The 18,760-nt window shown below is 59.9% G+C and carries 7 protein-coding genes, 6 pseudogenes and 2 riboswitches; of the genes and pseudogenes, 5 read left to right on the top strand and 8 right to left on the bottom strand.

What is annotated here, in order from left to right; genetic code table 11:
- Positions 1-57 precede the first annotated feature (57 nt).
- From ald to QA640_RS38340, 3 genes are all read left to right on the top strand, one after another.
- Positions 58-1,170, top strand: coding sequence for an alanine dehydrogenase (gene ald / locus QA640_RS38350; RefSeq protein WP_283037848.1), 1,113 nt, complete (start codon positions 58-60; stop codon positions 1,168-1,170).
- A 114-nt stretch (positions 1,171-1,284) separates the two neighbouring features.
- Positions 1,285-2,478 (top strand): acyl-CoA dehydrogenase, encoded by a 1,194-nt coding sequence (locus QA640_RS38345; RefSeq protein WP_283037847.1) that lies wholly within the window; start codon positions 1,285-1,287, stop codon positions 2,476-2,478.
- Positions 2,479-3,594: 1,116 nt separating this feature from the next.
- Positions 3,595-4,878, top strand: a complete 1,284-nt coding sequence (locus QA640_RS38340) for an aminotransferase class III-fold pyridoxal phosphate-dependent enzyme (RefSeq protein ID WP_283037846.1) — start codon at positions 3,595-3,597, stop codon at positions 4,876-4,878.
- A gap of 1,434 nt (positions 4,879-6,312) precedes the next feature.
- On the opposite strand, the pseudogene QA640_RS38335 reads toward QA640_RS38340, so the two are convergent.
- Positions 6,313-6,792: pseudogene (locus tag QA640_RS38335) on the bottom strand (IS5/IS1182 family transposase); the annotation flags it as partial.
- Between the two features lie 141 nt (positions 6,793-6,933).
- Between QA640_RS38335 and QA640_RS38330 the strand changes: the two are divergent.
- A pseudogene (locus QA640_RS38330) lies at positions 6,934-7,970 on the top strand (IS481 family transposase).
- Between the two features lie 363 nt (positions 7,971-8,333).
- Here QA640_RS38330 and QA640_RS38325 read toward each other — a convergent pair.
- The 3 genes and pseudogenes from QA640_RS38325 to QA640_RS38315 form a co-directional block, all read right to left on the bottom strand.
- Entirely contained in the window at positions 8,334-9,377 is a 1,044-nt protein-coding gene (locus QA640_RS38325; RefSeq protein ID WP_283037845.1) for an IS110 family transposase, read from the bottom strand.
- Between the two features lie 68 nt (positions 9,378-9,445).
- Positions 9,446-9,892, bottom strand: a pseudogene (locus QA640_RS38320) (IS5/IS1182 family transposase); the annotation flags it as partial.
- 66 nt (positions 9,893-9,958) lie between these two features.
- Positions 9,959-10,183 (bottom strand): annotated as a pseudogene (locus tag QA640_RS38315) (ATP-binding protein); the annotation flags it as partial.
- A gap of 511 nt (positions 10,184-10,694) precedes the next feature.
- On the opposite strand from QA640_RS38315, the gene QA640_RS38310 reads away from it, so the two are divergent.
- A complete protein-coding gene (locus tag QA640_RS38310) occupies positions 10,695-13,166 on the top strand; it encodes a recombinase family protein (RefSeq protein WP_283037844.1) in 2,472 nt (823 codons plus the stop codon).
- Positions 13,167-13,368: 202 nt separating this feature from the next.
- On the opposite strand, the pseudogene istB reads toward QA640_RS38310, so the two are convergent.
- The 4 genes and pseudogenes from istB to QA640_RS38290 form a co-directional block, all read right to left on the bottom strand.
- A pseudogene (istB, locus tag QA640_RS38305) lies at positions 13,369-14,035 on the bottom strand (IS21-like element helper ATPase IstB); the annotation flags it as partial.
- Positions 14,035-15,294 carry an IS21 family transposase gene (gene istA / locus QA640_RS38300; RefSeq protein ID WP_283037842.1) on the bottom strand — a complete coding sequence of 420 codons (1,260 nt, stop codon included), beginning with the start codon at positions 15,292-15,294 and terminating at the stop codon, positions 14,035-14,037. The pseudogene istB and the gene istA, both read right to left, overlap by 1 nt.
- Positions 15,295-15,439: 145 nt before the next feature.
- Positions 15,440-15,837: pseudogene (locus QA640_RS38295) on the bottom strand (transposase); the annotation flags it as partial.
- A 650-nt stretch (positions 15,838-16,487) separates the two neighbouring features.
- A complete protein-coding gene (locus QA640_RS38290; protein ID WP_283043016.1) occupies positions 16,488-17,723 on the bottom strand; it encodes a D-amino acid dehydrogenase in 1,236 nt (411 codons plus the stop codon).
- A 57-nt stretch (positions 17,724-17,780) separates the two neighbouring features.
- A riboswitch (glycine riboswitch) is annotated at positions 17,781-17,870 on the bottom strand.
- A gap of 2 nt (positions 17,871-17,872) precedes the next feature.
- Positions 17,873-17,971, bottom strand: a riboswitch (glycine riboswitch).
- Positions 17,972-18,760 lie beyond the last annotated feature (789 nt).

The raw sequence follows: 18,760 nt of genomic DNA, 5'->3' as shown, positions 1-18,760 counted from the left end.
TTGAGGTTCGCCGCGCGTTTTCGATTAGAGAATGATCTCAAGGTGAGGAGATTACAAATGAAGGTCGGTCTTCCCAAGGAGATCAAGGCGCACGAATACCGCGTGGGACTGACTCCTGGCGCTGTCCGCGAATATGTGGCGGCTGGCCACAGTGTCCTGGTCGAGACTAATGCTGGTGCCGGTATTGGTACTACCGACGACAATTATCGCAAAGCCGGCGCAACGATTGTGGGCTCCGCTCGCGAAGTGTTCGCCTCGAGCGAGATGATCGTAAAGGTTAAGGAACCCCAGCCGTCCGAATGGACGCAGCTGCGCGAGAGCCAGATCCTTTTCACTTATCTCCATCTGGCAGCCGATCCCGAGCAGGCTGAGGGTCTCCTAAAATCGGGCTGCGCCGCAATAGCATACGAAACGGTGACTGACGCCCACGGTGGGCTTCCGCTGCTTGCGCCGATGAGCGAGGTTGCGGGCAGGCTTGCAATCGAGGCAGCAGGTGCAGCTTTGAAGCGGCATGCGGGCGGACGAGGGATTTTAATCGGGGGCGTGCCGGGCGTCCAGCCGGCTCGTATCGTGGTGATCGGAGGCGGTGTTGTTGGTACGCATGCGGCGAGGATGGCGGCCGGCCTGGGCGCTGAGGTCACAATTCTTGATCGTTCGATATCCCGTCTTCGCGAATTGGACGAGCTGTTCGAAGGACGGGTTCGCACAAAGTTTTCAACTATAGAAGCTGTTCAGGAGGAGGTGCTTGCTGCAGATGTTGTTATTGGTGCGGTGCTCGTCCCCGGCGCAAGTGCACCGAAGCTTGTCGGCCGCGGCATGTTACGCTCGATGCGCAAGGGGTCGGTAATCGTTGACGTCGCCATCGATCAAGGTGGCTGCTTTGAGACATCGCGTCCGACGACTCACGCTGACCCAACCTACGAGATAGACGGCGTCATCCACTACTGCGTCGCCAATATGCCCGGATCTGTTCCACTTACCTCAAGTCAGGCGCTGAATAACGCCACGTTGCCGTTTGGTTTGGCTCTCGCCAACGGGGGACTCGCGGCCGTGCTTGAAAATACGCATCTGCGCGCGGGCCTGAATGTCTATCGTGGCCGGCTAACTTATAAGGCTGTCGCCGAGAGTCTCGGGTTGCCATTCTCACCGATCGACCAGGCTGCTGCCTGATGCTAGGGGGCCCTCTCTTCCTGCCTGGCTCTTGGGCCGCTCCTCTGGAGTGGGCCCCTTTTTTCCGCAACTTGCTAGAGAAAGCGGAAGCCCCATTGTTTCGAGGGACACGCTATGGCTGAGCCAATCAGAAAAGTGTTCAATTGGGAAGATCCATTCCTTCTCGAAGAACAATTAGACGAGGACGAGCACCTCGTTGTGGCAACTGCGCGTGCCTACGCGCAAGACAAGCTCGCGCCTCGTGTTGTCGACGCATATTTCGCGGAAAAAGCGGACCGAGCAATATTTGAAGAAATGGGTTCGCTAGGTCTTCTTGGCATTACGGTCGCGGAAGAGTACGGCGGAACGGGTTCGAGCTATGTCTCATATGGGCTCGTCGCACGTGAAATCGAGCGGGTCGATTCTGGTTATCGGTCGATGATGAGTGTCCAATCATCGCTAGTCATGTACCCGATTGAGGCCTACGGTTCCGAGGTACAGAAGCGGAAGTTTCTACCTAGGCTAGCCACAGGTGAATGGATCGGCTGCTTCGGCCTGACTGAGCCCGATGCAGGCTCGGACCCTGGCTCGATGAAGACCCGCGCCGACAGGATAGCCGACGGATATCGGCTGACCGGCACGAAGATGTGGATATCCAACGCTCCCATTGCCGATATCTTCGTTATCTGGGCCAAATCTTCAGCTCATGATGGGGAGATCCGCGGGTTCGTGCTGGAGAAGGGTACTAAGGGGCTTTCGGCTCCGAAGATCGACGGCAAGCTCAGCCTTCGCGCCTCGATTACCGGTGAGGTGGTGCTGGATGGAGTGGTCGTCCCTGAGGACGCGCTGCTACCAGGTGTCTCTGGGCTGAAGGGGCCGTTCGGCTGTCTAAATCGCGCGCGCTATGGAATCGCCTGGGGCGTCATGGGAGCGGCGGAAGACTGCTGGATCCGAGCGCGGCGGTACGGGCTCGATCGCAAACAGTTCGGCAGACCGCTTGCCGCAACCCAGCTCTTTCAAAAGAAGCTCGCCGATATGCAAACAGAGATTGCGCTCGGCCTCCAGGCCGCGCTCCGAGTCGGACGGCTCTTGGACGAGGGGAGGATCGCACCAGAGATGATCTCTCTCATCAAGCGCAATAATTGTGGGAAGTCATTGGACATCGCAAGAATGGCGCGCGACATGCACGGTGGCAACGGTATATCCGTCCAATTCCAAGTCATGCGCCACGCTGCCAACCTTGAAACCGTGAACACGTACGAGGGCACTCATGACGTGCATGCCCTTATTCTCGGCCGTGCGCAGACCGGCATTCAGGCCTTCTTCTAAGAGGTCATTTAGTTCACGAAGCCTTCACTCGCGGTCGCCAATCGGGATTTCCCGCCCGGTCGGGCGGTAATGGGAGAAATACTGCCATCGACGGCTGTAGAGATTTATTACGCAGCGTGCCTTAGTCCAGCGCTCGGCCCGGCCAATGCAAAAAGACTGACAGGGCTGCGACACCATCGGATCGTCGGGCCACGAGGGAATGGCGGCGTTAGCGATGGCTCAGCGTCCGATAGACATGGCTTTCCTTCACTAACAGCCGCCGCGTTCCAGATCGCCCACTCTCGGCAGGTGCCAGGCCAATCGATTGCTTGGAATATGCTGCTCACCTTCGCCGCCTCATCGGTAGGATCCCACGGGCGGGCGGCACAAGGTTCTCGGTTCGCGCGATCTCTTTATACCACCCCAAACGTCTACAATCGCTTCTCATCTGCCGAAGGCAGTTGGCGCGGCTTATTCGATTGGCGCCGCGTGGCGCCATGGTCATCCCGCCCGAGGATTCCCTGATCGTCTGCACCTTTTGGGATCTTAACGACGAGGTTAGTGGATCTGGGCTCATCGCACGAAACCTTCGCGCAGTCCCGATTACGCGCGGAATTCTCGCCATACGATCGCGTAAATCAGGGAAGTTCAGCTTTAACACCGGGCTATGTTCGATAGCACCGTAGATCTGACGTATTAGGAGGTTGAACGTATCGCAGACCCGTGAACGCGTATTTGCCCGGCACAACTCGGCGATGGCGCTCAACATGGCGCTGCCGAACGATCTCTTCAGGCGCTGGCCGTCGGTGAATGGGCAGTTCCAGCGCGTGAGCATGCCAAAGCAGCCTCCCTGACGTTAAAATGATTCTTATGTCTGAGGCGACGATCAACGTCGCGCAAACCGCGACCGAGTCTTTGGTTCATCGTTCGGCGAACGTAATCGCTTCGCAGGAAGCTCTCTCTCTCTACACGAAATGACCTAGATTTGGCTGCCGGAGATGGCGAGCCAAAATACCAAATTGGAGATCTCAATTCCTCATGAAGTTTGCAGCACAACCTGGAGCATTCCAGGACTCGTTTTTTAGCCGAGATGGCTCTGAGCCTGTTCCACTCATAGTGAGGGCGAAGGACATCTGGATGTTCGATGAGCGTGGCAAGGCCTACATCGACGGGTCGTCTGGTCCTATCGCTAGTAATATCGGACATGGCAACGAGCGGGTTGCGCATGCGATGTATCAGCAGGCAATAACGCTTGATTATGTTTATCCGCGCGTTGGGCGCCACACTGCGAATGCCGCGCTGACAGAGCGGCTTTGTCGCCTGGCGGGAGAGCCATTTGAACGGGTGGGTCTCGCCTCAGGCGGAAGCGAGGCAATGGACTTTGCACTGAAGTTCCTGCGGCAATATGCGATTGCAAAAGGCCTGTCGAGTAAGCGCATTTTGATCTCCAACATGCCTTCGTATCATGGCGCAACCATCGGCACGCTCGCGATTTCTGGCGATGAAGCGTTTGCGTCCTTCCTGGCTGGCTTCGCAGTAACTGGCGCGAAAGTGCCGGCTCCAATGACCTATCGAGGTCAACCGGGGCTGTCCCCTGAAGAAATCGCTGAGCGAAGCGTGGCGGCCCTTGAGGATACCATCCTCCGCCTAGGCGCAGAAAACGTCCTCGCATACGTAGTTGAACCAGTGGGCGGCGTGGCAACAGGATGCCTTTTTCCGCCAATTGCGTATTTTCAACGTATCCGCGAGTTGTGTAACCGATACGGCGTGTTTCTCGTATTTGATGAAATCCTATGCGGCGCCGGTCGAACTGGTAAGTTTCTCGCCGCACATCATTTGAGCAGCTGCACGCCAGATGTCATTGTCCTGGCAAAGGGAATTGCGGCAGGTTACAGTCCCTTGGGCGCGGTGCTTCTCCCAGCCGAGCCCGTGGAAGAAGTAGCAAAGCTTACCGGCTTTAACTTCTCACACACCTATGGCGCAAACCCAATCTCGTGTGCTGCCGCGCTTGCGGTCTTGGACGAATATGAGAATTGCGATCTAATCGCTAATGCCGCACAAACTGGCCAGCATCTTGGACAGACATTACGGCAGCTCATGAACACGTCGCCCATCGTAGGCGACGTACGCGGGATTGGGCTGCTATACGCGGTTGAATTGGTATCAGACAAAAAATCAAAAACCCAGTTCCCGTACGATTTCAACGTCACCGAAGTCGCTCGGACGGAGGCGCTGAAAGAAGGCCTGATCGTCTACTCGAGGCGTACGTCCGGAGGAAAGTATGGAGATTGGTTCATTGTGGCACCACCATTGATTGTTACTGCGGCTGATTGTGATGAAATTGGGCGGCGATTGGAGCGTACGCTGGTGGGTGTCCGAAATAGATTCGAAGCTAGGGGCGGCGCAATCGGCGCTCCCTGAGAAATTGTCTGCTTGAGGCCCTGGAGAAGCGTCAATAGCGAAAACGTGCCGGCTGCCATAAGGTTGGGCAAACCATCGGAGCGGCACCGGCACTTGACTCACGCGATTACGAGAGTCTCCTAGCGTCGCCACGCTTCGCACTGCACCAGCTGTTAGCGTTGCGTGTGCCGGGCTAAGCGGACGCACCTAGCTTGTGGCGCTGGCGCATTCCTTGATCGCCAACGTCTCGGCCGTGCCGCAGGAGCTGACGCTGGCCGTGATCACGCATGCGATAGGGGCAGCGCCTGCGTACCTGTGCGAACGTGAACGAGGAGCTTGTGCGATTCCGTCATACGCTACGGCTCAGGACAGCCTGCTCGGTCGATGGGAGCGTGATCCATCGGAAGAGACGCAACATTGTCGCGCTGGACTGGCCGCCAAGCTCACGCGCGTCGTTGGGCACCGGTCCATGGGATTGGTCTTCAGTGGGGGACAGCGGCAAGGCACTGCCAGAGCCGCGGTCTGAGCTGAGGTCAGGAGTCGGACTGGTCCATAGTGTGGGCAGCGCATGAGTCAGGAGGGTTCAAGTCCCTCTGGCGCTCGAATGAGGAGCGCCGTATCCAAAGGTGGGGGTAATGCCTCGCCGGCCAACGGTGGAAGCCGCTGGAGGACAGGGTGTCCGGAGCGCTCCGGAATCCGAGGGGTTTGAGGAGAAGTATCAGGCTGCAATCAACGGGGGCTACCCCGACGATGAACAGGTCGGCCAAAGATGGGGCAAGGTCCAGCCCGCACTATGGGGCGAAGGCGTTACTCATTCACCCATCGAACCAATGTGTTTGCTGACGGCACGATACGGAAGATTCATGCGTGACCCCCAGGAGACCTGCATAGCCATTAAGCCGGGGAAGCAACCCTATAAGCGAAAGCGAAGCTCATGCGGGAGTCGGAGAACGGAGTAGTACCTGAAGCGCGAGACGAACAACTCGCGTGACCGGAAACGGCGAACCGAGAGTAGTTTGGGGAAGGACGTTCGTGAACGGATCGAGCGAGGATGCATCGAGATGGATGAGAAAGGAGCGTGAAGATGGAAAGTTCCCTTTGTGAAAAACCCGAACGTCACGCTTCCAGGAGGCCGTATCATCTGGTGCTCGAACGTCAGAAGCAGAAGGTCCACTGGTGGACAAAGTCTGCTCACGCTAGAACTTGAAGCTTGCGTAGGAGCGCGTTCGCGCCGATCAGGGTGCAGGCGGCACAGATGGGGTGGCGATCGGAGAATTTTAGGCCGAGCTGGATGCGAATCTGGAGCGGCTCCATCGCGAGCTCCGACAGAGGACCTATCGGCCGCAAGTGAAGATGCCGGCCGGTCTCGCCCAAAAACTCCAGGCATGCGGCGGCTTCCAAGCTTTCGGCAAGCGAGGTGATGCGCCGAGCGGCGGCCGCTTATCTCGTCGTCCGTTAACAAGCGGGGTTGAGGGCGATTGGGTTTGCGAAGGCGCGCCAAAGGACGATCAGGATAAAGCGCAAGAGATTCCTGAGCCAGGCGGATGCGGCGGAAGTTGTGGCCGACGGCGGAGAGGATGACGTTGGCCGCATCGCCGGCGCGGCCTTTGAGGTAACAGCGGCCAAGGTGACCATCGGCCTTCAGGTGTCCGATGACGGGTTCGATGCGGAGCGGCGCCGCAGCTCGCGTTTGATGACACCGAAGACGCCGCGCTTCTGGCCAGAGATGAAGATTCGGCGGGGATTTTGTGCGTCGTGGCCGCGGTATCCTTTGTCGACATAGGCCCGCTCGATCGCGCAGCCGGTGAGTGTCGTGTGGTCGATGACGTCCCGCAAGGTGTGACCGTCGTACGGGTTATCGGGTAGCGCCCTGGCGTGCAGCACGAACAGGCCACCGGGAGCCCGGCGGTTGTTGGTGACGATGGAGGCTTTGACCCCGATCTATTGTAGAAGTTTCGACTTAATCTTACAGCATGGGTTTGATCTGGCGGGGAATGGAGCTGCGGGCGAGCAGGAGCGCTCACCCGAACGGGCGCTCCCGCGCAGCCCGCAGCGTCGTGCACAGGAGACGCTACCATGACGCAAGAACAGAAAGTCATTCGCGCCAAGATCGGAATGCTGGAACTGGCCAAGCAGCTCGGCAATGTCAGTCAGGCCTGCCGGATGATGGGCTATAGCCGCGACAGCTTCTACCGATTCAAGGAGCTGTACGACAAAGGCGGCGAGCTGGCGCTGATCGAGATCAGCCGCAAGAAACCGATCCTGAAGAACCGTGTCGCGCCCGAGATCGAGTCCGCGGTCGTCGACCTGGCGATCGCGCAGCCGGCCTGGGGCCAGGTGCGGGTCAGCAATGAACTCAGGAGCCGGGGCCTGTCGATCTCACCGTTCGGCGTGCGGGCGGTGTGGCTGCGTCACGACCTCGCCAACGTCAAGAAACGGCTGAAGGCGCTGGAGGCCAGGATGGCCCAAGACGGTCTGGTGCTGACTGAGGCCCAGCTCGTCGCGTTGGAAAAGGCCAAGTCCGAGAAGGAGGCGCATGGCGAGTTCGAGAGCGAGTGCCCCGGCTACTGTGGCGCGCAGGACAATTCTATGTCGGCAATATGAAGGGGGTCGGGCGCATCTATCAGCAGACCTTCATCGACACTTACAGCAAGGTGGCGTTCGCCAAGCTGTATGACCGCAAGACGCCGATCACGGCGGCCGAGCTGCTGAACGACCGCGTCGTGCCGTTCTTCGACGGGCAGGACATTCCGCTGAGCCGGATCCTGACCGACCGCGGCACCGAGTATTGTGGCAACCCGGAGCATCACGAGTATGAGCTGTATCTTGCTGTCGAGGACATCGATCACACCCGCACAAAAACCAAGAGCCCGCAGACCAACGGGATTTGCGAGCGCTTTCATCGCACCGTGCTCGACGAGTTCTACCGTGTGGCGTTCCGCAAGAAGGTCTATCTGAGCATCGTCGCGCTGCAGGGTGATCTCGATGAATGGGTCACCGCCTATAATGAAACGCGCCCGCATCAGGGCCGCTGGTGCTACGGCAAGACGCCGATGCAGACGTGGCTTGACGCGCGCCCCTTGGCGAAGGAGAAATTGCTGCCGGCCGCGTGACGCCGGAGGTGAGATCTTTGTCGGACACCTGCCGCGACAAAGCACCGGCTGTCAGGTCAAGTCTCTACTTTTACAGATCTATGGACCACGCCCGCGTTGCAAGAGGAATCGACAAAGGGATGTAGCGGTCTGCGCCAATCTATCCGGCTTCGATTTGAGGCTCTCGCCTCGAGCCATTATGGATATCCGCCCACTTCTGTCCTCAATAACTCGCCGGCCTCAAGAAGGGCCATGGCGTCGAACCAGGCTTCAGAAGTGTCGGTGCAACCGTTGCTCCATTCGTCCTTTCCGTCTCGCAAACCTCGGCGGGATATTGTGCCTTTCCGGTTGGACCGTGGGATCTTCTTCCTTCCCGGCCGTGTCTTACGCGGCGTGGCCCACGAAGTTGGCGTCGTAATCACGGCCCTTTGCGAGGATACTCCAGGCTAGGCGCCCGAGTTTTGCGGCCAGGGCGACAACCAGTACATTCGAGTGGAGCCGCTTGGATGCTGCTTCCAACCAGGCTCCGAAGCCATGCCTGGGCCAACTCTGACGCCTTAGAAGTACGGCTCTGGCCCCTTGAATGAACAGCGTTCGCAGGTACCGGTTGCCACGCCTCGATATGCGGCCGAGAATGGTTCGATCGCCGGTCGAGATTTGTTTCGCTACGAGGCCAAGACATGCTGCAAAGTCGCGGCCCTTATGGAAGGCATCACCAGTTCCGATCGCGGCGATCATCGCACTTGAGATAATTGGTCCGACACCCGGCGCACTCATCAGGCGGCGACAGTGTGCGTCTTGATCAGCGAGTTCGTCGATTTCCTTCGTGATCGATGCGACCCGCCGCTCGAGAAAGCACCAGTCTTCGGCCAGGTCCTGAATGAGCCGAACCACTCGAGGCGACAGGTTATCCGAGAGCATCGAGAGAATCTGTGGAAGTGCCAATCGGAGTGCTGCCGCTCCCTGCCGAACTGGCAGCCCTCGCTCAAGCAAAAAACCTCGGATTTGATTGATGACCGCGGTTCTCTGTGTCACCAATCGACTGCGAACTCTGTGCAGCGCTTGCAAGTCAAGTTGCTCGGCCGATTTCAACGGGACGAAACGCATGGTCGGGCGCTGCGCCGCCTCTGCGATGGCTTCGGCATCACGGAAGTCATTTTTGTGGCCCTTGAGGTATGGCTTCACATACTGTGCCGGCAAGAGCCGTACTTGATGGCCTAATTTCTCGAGCTTGCGACCGAGGTGGTGTACTCCTGCACAGGCCTCCATTCCGATCAGGCAGGGCGGAACATTAGCCAGCGACTGCTCAAGCTGATTTCTCGATCGCTTCTTGCGTAGGATGATTGCACCCGTGGCATCGAACCCCACCACATGGAATGTGTTCTTGCCTAGATCGATGCCGATCGTGACAATGTTCGTATGGGACATGGTACGCGCTCCTTCTCTTGCCGGGGCTCTATGTTGCCGCTGAGAGCGGGCGTGGTCCATGCCATTAACTCGTAAGGCGCGGCTGCTTTACCCTTGCCGATGCACTCCACCTCCGGGGCGTGAAAGGAATAGAGCTTCCAGCCGCGCTGGCGCTGCTGCTGCGAGCGGATCTGCGAGGCCCGGCTGAGCGGGAGGGCGAAGGCGTTCTCGAGCACGGCCTGACCTTCGATCGGATATCGCGGATGATCCTGCCCAGCCGGCTGCGCAGGATGCGCAACTGCCGCTGATGCCGCTTGAATTGCTTGGCATGGGCGTAGCGCCCCGCCATCATCGCCGCGGTCTTGGTAATGCGAAGATAGGACTGCCGCAACTTGACCCGATGCTTCCTCGCCAGGCGACTGAGCCCCTTTGATCCGCGTGCAGCAGCTTGGCATCCGCGGGAAGGTGATGGCCTTCGGCTGCACGGTGGTATCGACCCTGACCCGCTTGAGGTTCTGGCTGCGTAACGCGCCGGCTGTCAACGGCGCGCGGAATCTCCTCAGAAGTGGCGCCGCAAATTTCCACAGTTGGCGGGATGGCGATCAGCCGTCGACGTGATCAGCACCTCCGTCTTTTGGTGGCCGGCCCCGGCGTTTCAGGGTCGGCGGAATGGGATTCGCGGTTGCGTGCGTCTTGTGGCGGATTGTCTCGGGGACGAGGTCGGCATGTTCGCGTAGGCGATAGCTCGAGCCCTCGATTTGGATGACGACGGCGTGGTGAAGGAGACGATCGAGCAGCGCGGTAGCGACGACTGGATCGCCGAACACGACAGAGTACCTCTATTTTGGAACGGGTCGTGTCTCACGTCACGATCACCGACCCGCATCATTTTCTGTTCGGGCTCCGGCTTGAGGTGCTGAAGGAGCGGTCGGGACGCGGTCCCGCCTACGTCGTTGTCGCGCTGCCGGACGGACGGCGGCGGGCGGTTAGGATTGCGTCGACGGACCTTGCCGAGACGTCGATCGCTTCCCGCCCGAACGCGGCCGATCTGCCGCGCATCAGTGTACGTACGCTGATCCCATTGATGCAACATTTGAGCGCGAGTCTGAGCCTTCTCGACGAGAAGGTGATTCGCGATGACCCACCGACCGCTCCCAGGTCGCGTTGCGTATCGACCCCTGCCAACGTTGGCAAATCCACCCGGCCGTCCGACGGCCGACATTCCGCGCCTCTGGCCGAATCTGTCGACCGCGACGCAAACCCAGATTGCTCAAACGATCGCCGCGCTGATGCGGCGAATGCGAGCGATCCCCGGCACGCCCGGAAGGGGACTGGGTCGTGCTGATCAGCTCGACCGTCGCTGACGAGCGGCTCACGACCGCACACCGAGCCAAGTTGGCCTATGTCTACGTGCGGCAGTCATCCGTGAACCAGGTGCGCCAGCATCAGGAGAGCACCGAGCTGCAGTACCGCCTTGTCGATCGCGCCATCGGTCTGGGCTGGCCGCCGGAGCGCGTCCAGGTGATTGACGAGGATCTGGGCAAATCCGGTGCTGGCGGCGTGGACCGTCATGGTTTCCAGAAGCTCATTGCCGAGATCGGCCTTGGCAACGCCGGTCTGGTGGTGAGCCTCGACGCTTCTCGCCTGGCCCGCAATAACCGGGACTGGCATCAGCTTCTCGAACTGTGTTCGGTGTTCGGCGTGCTCATTGCGGATGGCGAGCGGCTTTACGATCCGCGCGCCTACCACGACCGCCTGCTGTTGGGCTTGTCCGGCATCATGAGCGAGGCGGAGTTGCATCAGCTTCGGATGCGCCTGCACCAAGGCGAACGCCAGAAGGCGGCGCGGGGCGAACTGCGGCTGCCGCTGCCAGCCGGGCTCGTCTACGATCGAGCAGGCACAATTGTTCTCAATCCGGACGAGGAGGTGCAGGCCCGTCTTCATCTCGTATTTGCCAAATTCCGGGAACTGCAAAGCGCGCGTCGTGTGATGCGTTACCTGGACAGGAACGGATTGTCCTTGCCGGTTCGGCCGCTGCTTGGACCATCTCCACACGAGATCGTCTGGCGTGCGCCAGATAGTGCACGCGTCCTTAATATCCTTCAGAATCCGGCCTATGCTGGGGCGTATGTTTATGGCCGCCGGCAAAAGGATCCGAGCCGATGCCGGCCGGGATCGCTGACGGGAACGGTCAAGGTAGCGATCGCGGATTGGGCGGTTTGCCTCCACGCCGCTCACCCAGGCTATATCAGCTGGGAGGAGTTCATGGCCAACCAGGGGCGACTGGCAAATAACGTCTGCTGCTATGAGGCGGGACACTCTGGCGTACCGCGCAAGGGGGCAGCCCTGTTACAAGGAATTGCGGTCTGTGGTCGTTGTGGACGGCGCATGAGCATGCGCTACACGGGCCCGAACGCCGACTACCCGGTCTATTGCTGCCGCTCGGATCGGGACCAGCAAGGCAGTGCAATGTGCCAGGAAGTCCGGGCCTTGGCGGTTGACGCGCTGGTTGAGCGGATGGTCCTCGATGCCTTGGTGCCGGATCAGATTGAGATCGCACTCGCGGCGGCGGGCCAACTGGAGCAGGAGAGCCGTCAGCTCGAGCGCCAGTGGGCGCTTCGCGTGGAGCGCGCCCGCTACGAGGCCGAGCGCGCTCGGCGCCAGTATGACGCCGTAGAGCCCGAGAACCGTCTTGTGGCGCGCTCACTTGAGCGGGCTTGGGAAGAGAGGCTGCGTGTCGTCGAGGCGGTCGAGCAGGAGCATGCGCGTTGGCGCGCGCAAGAGCCGCTTCTGATTGGCCCGGCGGAACGCGCGGGGCTACAAGCGCTCGGCGAGAACCTGCCGCGGATCTGGAACGCGGCCACTACGTCGGCAGCCGATCGCAAGCGCATTCTGCGATTTGTGATCCGCGAAGTCGTTCTAGATCAGAAGCGGACCCGAGGTCAGGTGTGGCTCAAGATCGTCTGGCAGACCGGTGCAACCAGCGCGCATCACGTGCAACGGCGCGTTCAGACCTACCGCGATTACATCGACATTGATCGATTGCGGCAACGGATCGTCGAGTTGAACGCTAAACACAAAATGGATGGCGAGATCGCGGCAATACTCAATCAGGAAGGCTTCGTCGCGGCCCGAGGCTGCGCCTTCAAAGGCGAGAATGTCTGGCTGTTGCGGACCCGCTGGGGCATTCCTACCGTCAAAATCAACGGCGTGGACAAGAATCCGATGCGCTGGCCCGATGGGAGCTTCTCAATTCAGGGTGCGGCGGCTCAGCTCGGCGTAACCCCGCAGACGGTGTTCGACTATCTCGCGCGGGGATTGCTGGAAGGTCGTCAGTTAGCCAAAGGCCAGCCATGGCAGATCGAGCTCTCAGACGACCAAATCCGTCAGCTTCGCAATCGGGTACGACGCACCAAGCGTTCGAGGAAGGAGGCTGCCAACGTTGGCAAATCCACCCGGCCGTCCGACGGCCGACATTCCGCGCCTCTGGCCGAATCTGTCGACCGCGACGCAAACCCAGATTGCAGATCCGCGGCAGGTTCTCGCCGAGCGCTTGTAGCCCCGCGCGTTCCGCCGGGCCAATCAGAAGCGGCTCTTGCGCGCGCCAACGCGCATGCTCCTGCTCGACCGCCTCGACGACACGCAGCCTCTCTTCCCAAGCCCGCTCAAGTGAGCGCGCCACAAGACGGTTCTCGGGCTCTACGGCGTCATACTGGCGCGTGTTCGGCGTGCTCATTGCGGATGGCGAGCGGCTTTACGATCCGCGCGCCTACCACGACCGCCTGCTGTTGGGCTTGTCCGGCATCATGAGCGAGGCGGAGTTGCATCAGCTTCGGATGCGCCTGCACCAAGGCGAACGCCAGAAGGCGGCGCGGGGCGAACTGCGGCTGCCGCTGCCAGCCGGGCTCGTCTACGATCGAGCAGGCACAATTGTTCTCAATCCGGACGAGGAGGTGCAGGCCCGTCTTCATCTCGTATTTGACGCACCAAGCGTTCGAGGAAGGAGGCATCATGAAGTCATCGGCTCGCCGAACACGACAGAGTACTCCCCACTCGGCGAAGCCGCGGTTCGAGGTTAGGATCATAGCGCCTTTTTCATATCGGGCGTTGACGAGCTGGAAGAACAAGTTGCCGCCGCCCGGGGTGACCGGGAGGTAGCCGATTTCATCGACGATGAGCAGCGCGAAGCGGCAGTGATAGCGGATCCGCTCGCGCAGAGCGCCATCGCGTTCGGCCTTGGCGAGCGAGGCGACGATATCGGCGAGGGAGCTGAAGTAGACGCTGCGCCCTGCTTTGACGGCCTCGACACCAAGAGCGAGGCTCAAATGGGTCTTGCCCGTTCCTGGTGGCCCGATGAGGTGGACGGCCTCGGCGCGATTGATGAACTGCAATCCGGCGAGCGCCAGGACGCGGTTTTTGTCCAGCGACGGCTGGAAGGCGAAGTCGAAGCCGGCGAGCGTCTTGATCGCCGACAACTTGGCCATCTGAACCGCCATTTTGATGCGACGGTTCTCGCGCATCGTGAGCTCTTCGGTGAGCAAGGCGTCGATGGCTTCGACGGCGCTAATTTCGCCGCGTTCGAGGCCGCGCAGGGTGACGTCGAGGATTTCCAAGGCGCGCGGCATCTTCAGGCTGACCAGGTTGGTCTTGACGCGCTCGATGACGGAGGAAGCACTCATCACACGACCTCCTGGGCTGCCAGGCGGCGGCCGACGGCCGCGTAGAAGTCCAGCGAACGACGCGCGGCGTGGTCTCCGGCGCGCGTGAGGGTGACGGGTTCTGTGTTGCCTGGACGGCGTCGGCCGAAGCTGGCGAGCTTGCGGTGTGCCGGATCGAGCCGCTTCTGGCCCCGACCTTCGAGCGGAGCATGACTTGCCACCAGCACGCTGCCCTCGAAGATGCGGATTTCGTCGGCGAGGACATGGACATCGAAGACCCGCCGCCGCGTGGTATCAGGCACGCTGTAGAGATTGCCGCCGACGCTCACCATGCCTTCGTGCGAGGCCCGTCGCTCCAGATGCAACACTGCTCGATAGGGCGCGCCCGGCAAGGCTTGCAGTGCCGCCTTTTCCTCGGCGAAGGCCTCGTTGACGACCCGACGGGTCGTGGCGTGCACCCGCGGATTGGCGACCGTATCCAGCCAATGGCGGAGCTGGCCGTTGAGATCGTCGAGATTGCGGAAGATACCGCCGAGGAAGAAGTCCTCGCGGATGTATCGGAACGGCCGCTCGACCTTGCCCTTTGTCTTGGCCCGATAAGGCCGGCAGGCGCGCGGCTGGAAGCCATAATGGCGAGCGAGATCGATCAGCGCGCGGTTATAGACCACGAGCCCCTCGGCATCCTCGCCGAGGACAGCGGTTTTCATCCGGTCGTAGAGGATCTCGCGCGGAACGCCGCCGATTGTCTCTAAGGCGGCGATATGGCAGCGAAGCACTGTTTGGAGGTCCTGGTGGACAACGAACCGCGCCCAGATCAGGCGTGAGTAGCCGAGCACCATGGAGAACAGCCAGACGATGCGCTTGATCCCTGGCTCATCGACGAACTCGACCTCGAACCTGGCGAAGTCGACCTGCGCCTGCTCACCCGCTGGCGTTTCAAAACGCACTTCGAAGCCCGCCGGCTGGGAAGGCCGCAGCTCGCGCACGCGATCGCGCACGATGCTGTAGCCACCGGCGAAGCCGCGTTCCGTGAGCTCACGCCACAGCCGCACGGCCGTGAGCGCAGGATAGGCGGCCAGCCGCTCGCGCAAATAAGCCTCGAAGTGATCGACAATTCCAGGCCTCGCCACTCGCTTTTTGTAGACCGGCGGCTCCAATCCTTTGGCGATGTAGGCCCTGACCGTCTTTCGGTCGACACCAAGCTGCCGGGCGATCGCGCTGAACGACAGACCTTGGCGATGCAAATCCAGAATCATGACAAGTTCCCCAAGTTTGAGCACCGCGCCCTCCCTCCCGCCTGCAGGGGGAACGTCGGCGATTCGATGCGATGGCCGACCGTCCAGGGCATGCCCTGGACGGTCGGCCATCGCGAAAACTGGGAAATTTTCAAATGCCATAAGTGGGGAGAATTACTCCGCCACTCACACCGGCCTCGTGCGCCACCCGCAAGCTCTCGGCCAGCAACAGCTCCAGCTTGTCGCCGAGCCGCTTGCGGCTCAGGTCCGAGCGCTCGTGCGGGAACGCGTGCTGAAAGAACTCTTCGCCGGTGAAGTACTGGAAATACGGGTCGTGCACCCAGCGCTCGCACACCCCCTCATCGGACAGGCCGTAAATGTGCTTGAGCAGCAGCAGCCGATCATGAAGCGGGTCGCGATGCCCGGCCGACCATTCTCGCTATAGAGCGACGCGATCTCGCCGTCGATCCAGTCCCAATCGACCTTGCCGGCGAGTTGAACCAGCTCATGCTTCATATTGAAGATCTGGTCCAGCCTGGCCCGGAACAGATCGCCCGATCCCGTCGTCCTGTGCTTCTTCGATCGCATCGCCACCTCCGATGCGACGACGGAATCATGATTGGCGATTCGACGGAATCTTGAAAAGGAAACTGCAAGGTTCCGACGACCGAAGCATCAAAACCCTGCAATCGCAACAGTCCACCAACGACAAATGCGATTCCAACTCAATCGCTTAGCCGCTCTGAGCGGCGAAAAAAGCGCGACGTTCGACTCGAATTTGCGTTCGATCGCCTCCTCGCGGTCAAACTTGAACCAGGTTTACGTAATTCTCGTTCCAGATCAGGTGCGCTTCGCGCGCGCCGGCGCCGATGTGACGGGAGGCGAAGATGCAAGGCGCCATTGTTTGAGCGCCGCCTCGCGATCCGCTTCAAGCCGTTCCGCGGCGGTGGGGGCGAATTCTGACCGCATCACCAAGGGCCAAATCAAACGGATAGACGGATCTCATGCTCTTGACTTCCTCGTCGGAAGTGATGGGTTGACCTGCTCCGATCGTCTGCAGCCAATCCTCACCCTGGAGCCCGGTCGACGTGCTGCGCGGCGGCTCCGAGCACCGTGTTTCCACCCCGTGGATCCATCGCAGACCTGCCCTGGAGGCGTTGACTCACATTTACATATGAGGGCGGTGGAGAATAGGACGTGCTCAGAGCTTTGGCGCGGATTGGGTATGCAGTTACAGGTCAACCACTCGGCGTGCCGCCGTCCTCCGTCATGATGGCGTCGGCGACCATCTCAGCTGTCGCAGCCGATAGTGTCCAGCCCAGATGACCATGGCCAGTGTTGTAGAAGATGTTCGGCCTCTTACCCCTGCCAACCCTCGGCATCATGCTGGGTGTCATGGGACGCAAGCCGGCCCAAGGCACCACCTGCGCCGTGCAAACACCGGGAAAAAATCGTTCCACCCACTGCACCAGAGGCCTAATTCGACTGGCGCTGATGTCGCGGTTCTCGCCGTTGAATTCAGCGGTTCCGGCGACACGGAAGCGATCTTCTCCCAACCGGCTAGTGACGATCTTGCTCGCCTCGTCGAGGATGCTGACACGCGGCGCTGCTGTCTGGCTCACCGTGTCCGGCAAGTTCACCGTGATGGAATATCCCTTGACGGGATAGATGTTAACGCGATCTCCGAGTATTGAAGCAATACGGCGGCTGCCAATACCAGCACAGATTACTGCCCTTTGAGCCCTGTGTTCGTTCCTAAGAGGACCTTCTTGCCAATGTACAAGCACACCTTGTGCATCCGAGCGCATCTGGAAGATCTGTGCTCCGAAGACAAAGCGCACACCCTTTCGCTCGCAGGCCGCAGCAAGACCGCGCGTGAACTTGTGAATGTCGCCAGTTGAGTCAGACGGGGTGAAGAAACCGCCATAATATTGGTTCCGCAGCGCAGGTTCGATCGCACGCATTTCAGAGGGGGTTACGGGGCACCGGTCCAGTCCTCCCTCCAGCAGCAGCTTATTCACGCAAGAAGCTGCATCGAATTCGGCTTTACTGGAATAGACGTGCAAAATGCCTCGTCGTTCGAGATCAAAATTGATGCCCTCACGATCGGCAATGTCAAACAGATGCTGCCGCGCGTCGATTGCGAGTCTAGTCGTCTCGATTGTGTTACGACGATAGTGACGGATCTGGCCGACGAACTCTGCCAACCAAGTATATTTATGATAACTTGGACTCGGGTTCAGCAGCAAGGGGGCGTCCTTGCGCAGCATCCATTTGAGACCTTTAACGATCGTGCTTGGGCTGTTCCAGACCTCCGCATTGCTTGCCGACAATTGTCCCCCATTGGCAAACGAGGTCTCCATCGCGGCATAACGATGTCGATCGAATACTGTAACAGAGTAGCCGCGCACAGCCAGCGCGTAAGCGGTTGTAACTCCGGTAATGCCGGATCCGATAATAGCGATCGTTGTCATCATGTGCTCCAAGACAGGGGTGAACGTCGCAATGGTATTCGCCATAGCTCCGCCCCAAATCTGTCCGTGCACCTGAGAGCTTGCTCCGCTGGCCCAATGGGTAGCGGTCCCCTTCGGTGGGCGCCAACTGGCGCCTCTCTCCAGATTGTCCTGGGCGTGCGGTCCTGGGCCTGAGAGTTTCCTTGGGGAGTTGCTCCGTCGGCGGCAATGGCCATTGGCGGCTCACCGCGCTCTCCCGCACGCTGTCGTCAGACATCCCAATATTTTCAGGCATGTGATGGCATGTCAAGATCGAGGTATCATCAAGGTCAATAACAGCACAGAAGGGATCACTTGATGATCGTCTGGCGCAGTTCGACTGGCCCCGAAACGACACGATTCCGACAGCGGCGCAGAAAGCGCCTTTTCCTCAACATACCGCCCCCTCGACATATTCGTCGCTTTCCCGCGCAGAAGTGAACAAATTGCAGTAATGCTGCGGGATCGGCTGAAAAGTGTGCGACACGAGCACTCAGGCAGGTCTAACCTGATCGACAATATTGGGGTGATCTATGGCTGAACGAAGCGGTTCGTGCGTCTGAAGTAATTGTGTGTGTCGGGAGCGATAATCTCGCGACTGCGGTTCAGTTGTTTTGCGCGACAGATCGTTCGTAAGCACTATGAAGTCGCCAGCGCTCCTTGCGGTCCGCGATGGAAACAATTTGCGATTTAGGCACAATGAACCTGATCGCTCTGTCATTGTTTCGATTGGCTGCCGCAGTCGGTCATCAGCACATTTTTTGCCCGCCGCTCCGTCACAGACGCTGCTCGATCATGAAGCTCAAGTCGTGCCCGGTGCGATTGCAGGCGGGGCTCGGGCCGTACTGCGGCTCTGGGCGTCGACACGCGGCGAATTCAGGCGCAAGCCTTGAATAGGCCGCCTTTCTTCTTTGACACTTTGAAGCGGCTAGAGCCGGGCTTAGCGCGACTGCGCGAGGGTTTCCCGAGAGCAAGCCATGTGCTTGCAAATCAGTGGCTGGTATCGGACACCTATGATC

It is taken from the genome of Bradyrhizobium sp. CB82 (genome assembly GCF_029714405.1).
In the GTDB taxonomy this organism is placed as follows: domain Bacteria; phylum Pseudomonadota; class Alphaproteobacteria; order Rhizobiales; family Xanthobacteraceae; genus Bradyrhizobium.
This window is presented reverse-complemented; position numbering and strand designations above follow the sequence as displayed.

Bases quoted from the DNA above. Each gene is read 5' to 3' on its own strand.
- QA640_RS38345 (WP_283037847.1), top strand. From the start codon at position 1,285: ATGGCTGAGCCAATCAGAAAAGTGTTCAATTGGGAAGATCCATTCCTT.
- QA640_RS38290 (WP_283043016.1), bottom strand. From the start codon at position 17,723: ATGACAACGATCGCTATTATCGGATCCGGCATTACCGGAGTTACAACC.
- ald (WP_283037848.1), top strand. From the start codon at position 58: ATGAAGGTCGGTCTTCCCAAGGAGATCAAGGCGCACGAATACCGCGTG.
- QA640_RS38340 (WP_283037846.1), top strand. From the start codon at position 3,595: ATGTTCGATGAGCGTGGCAAGGCCTACATCGACGGGTCGTCTGGTCCT.
- QA640_RS38325 (WP_283037845.1), bottom strand. From the start codon at position 9,377: ATGTCCCATACGAACATTGTCACGATCGGCATCGATCTAGGCAAGAAC.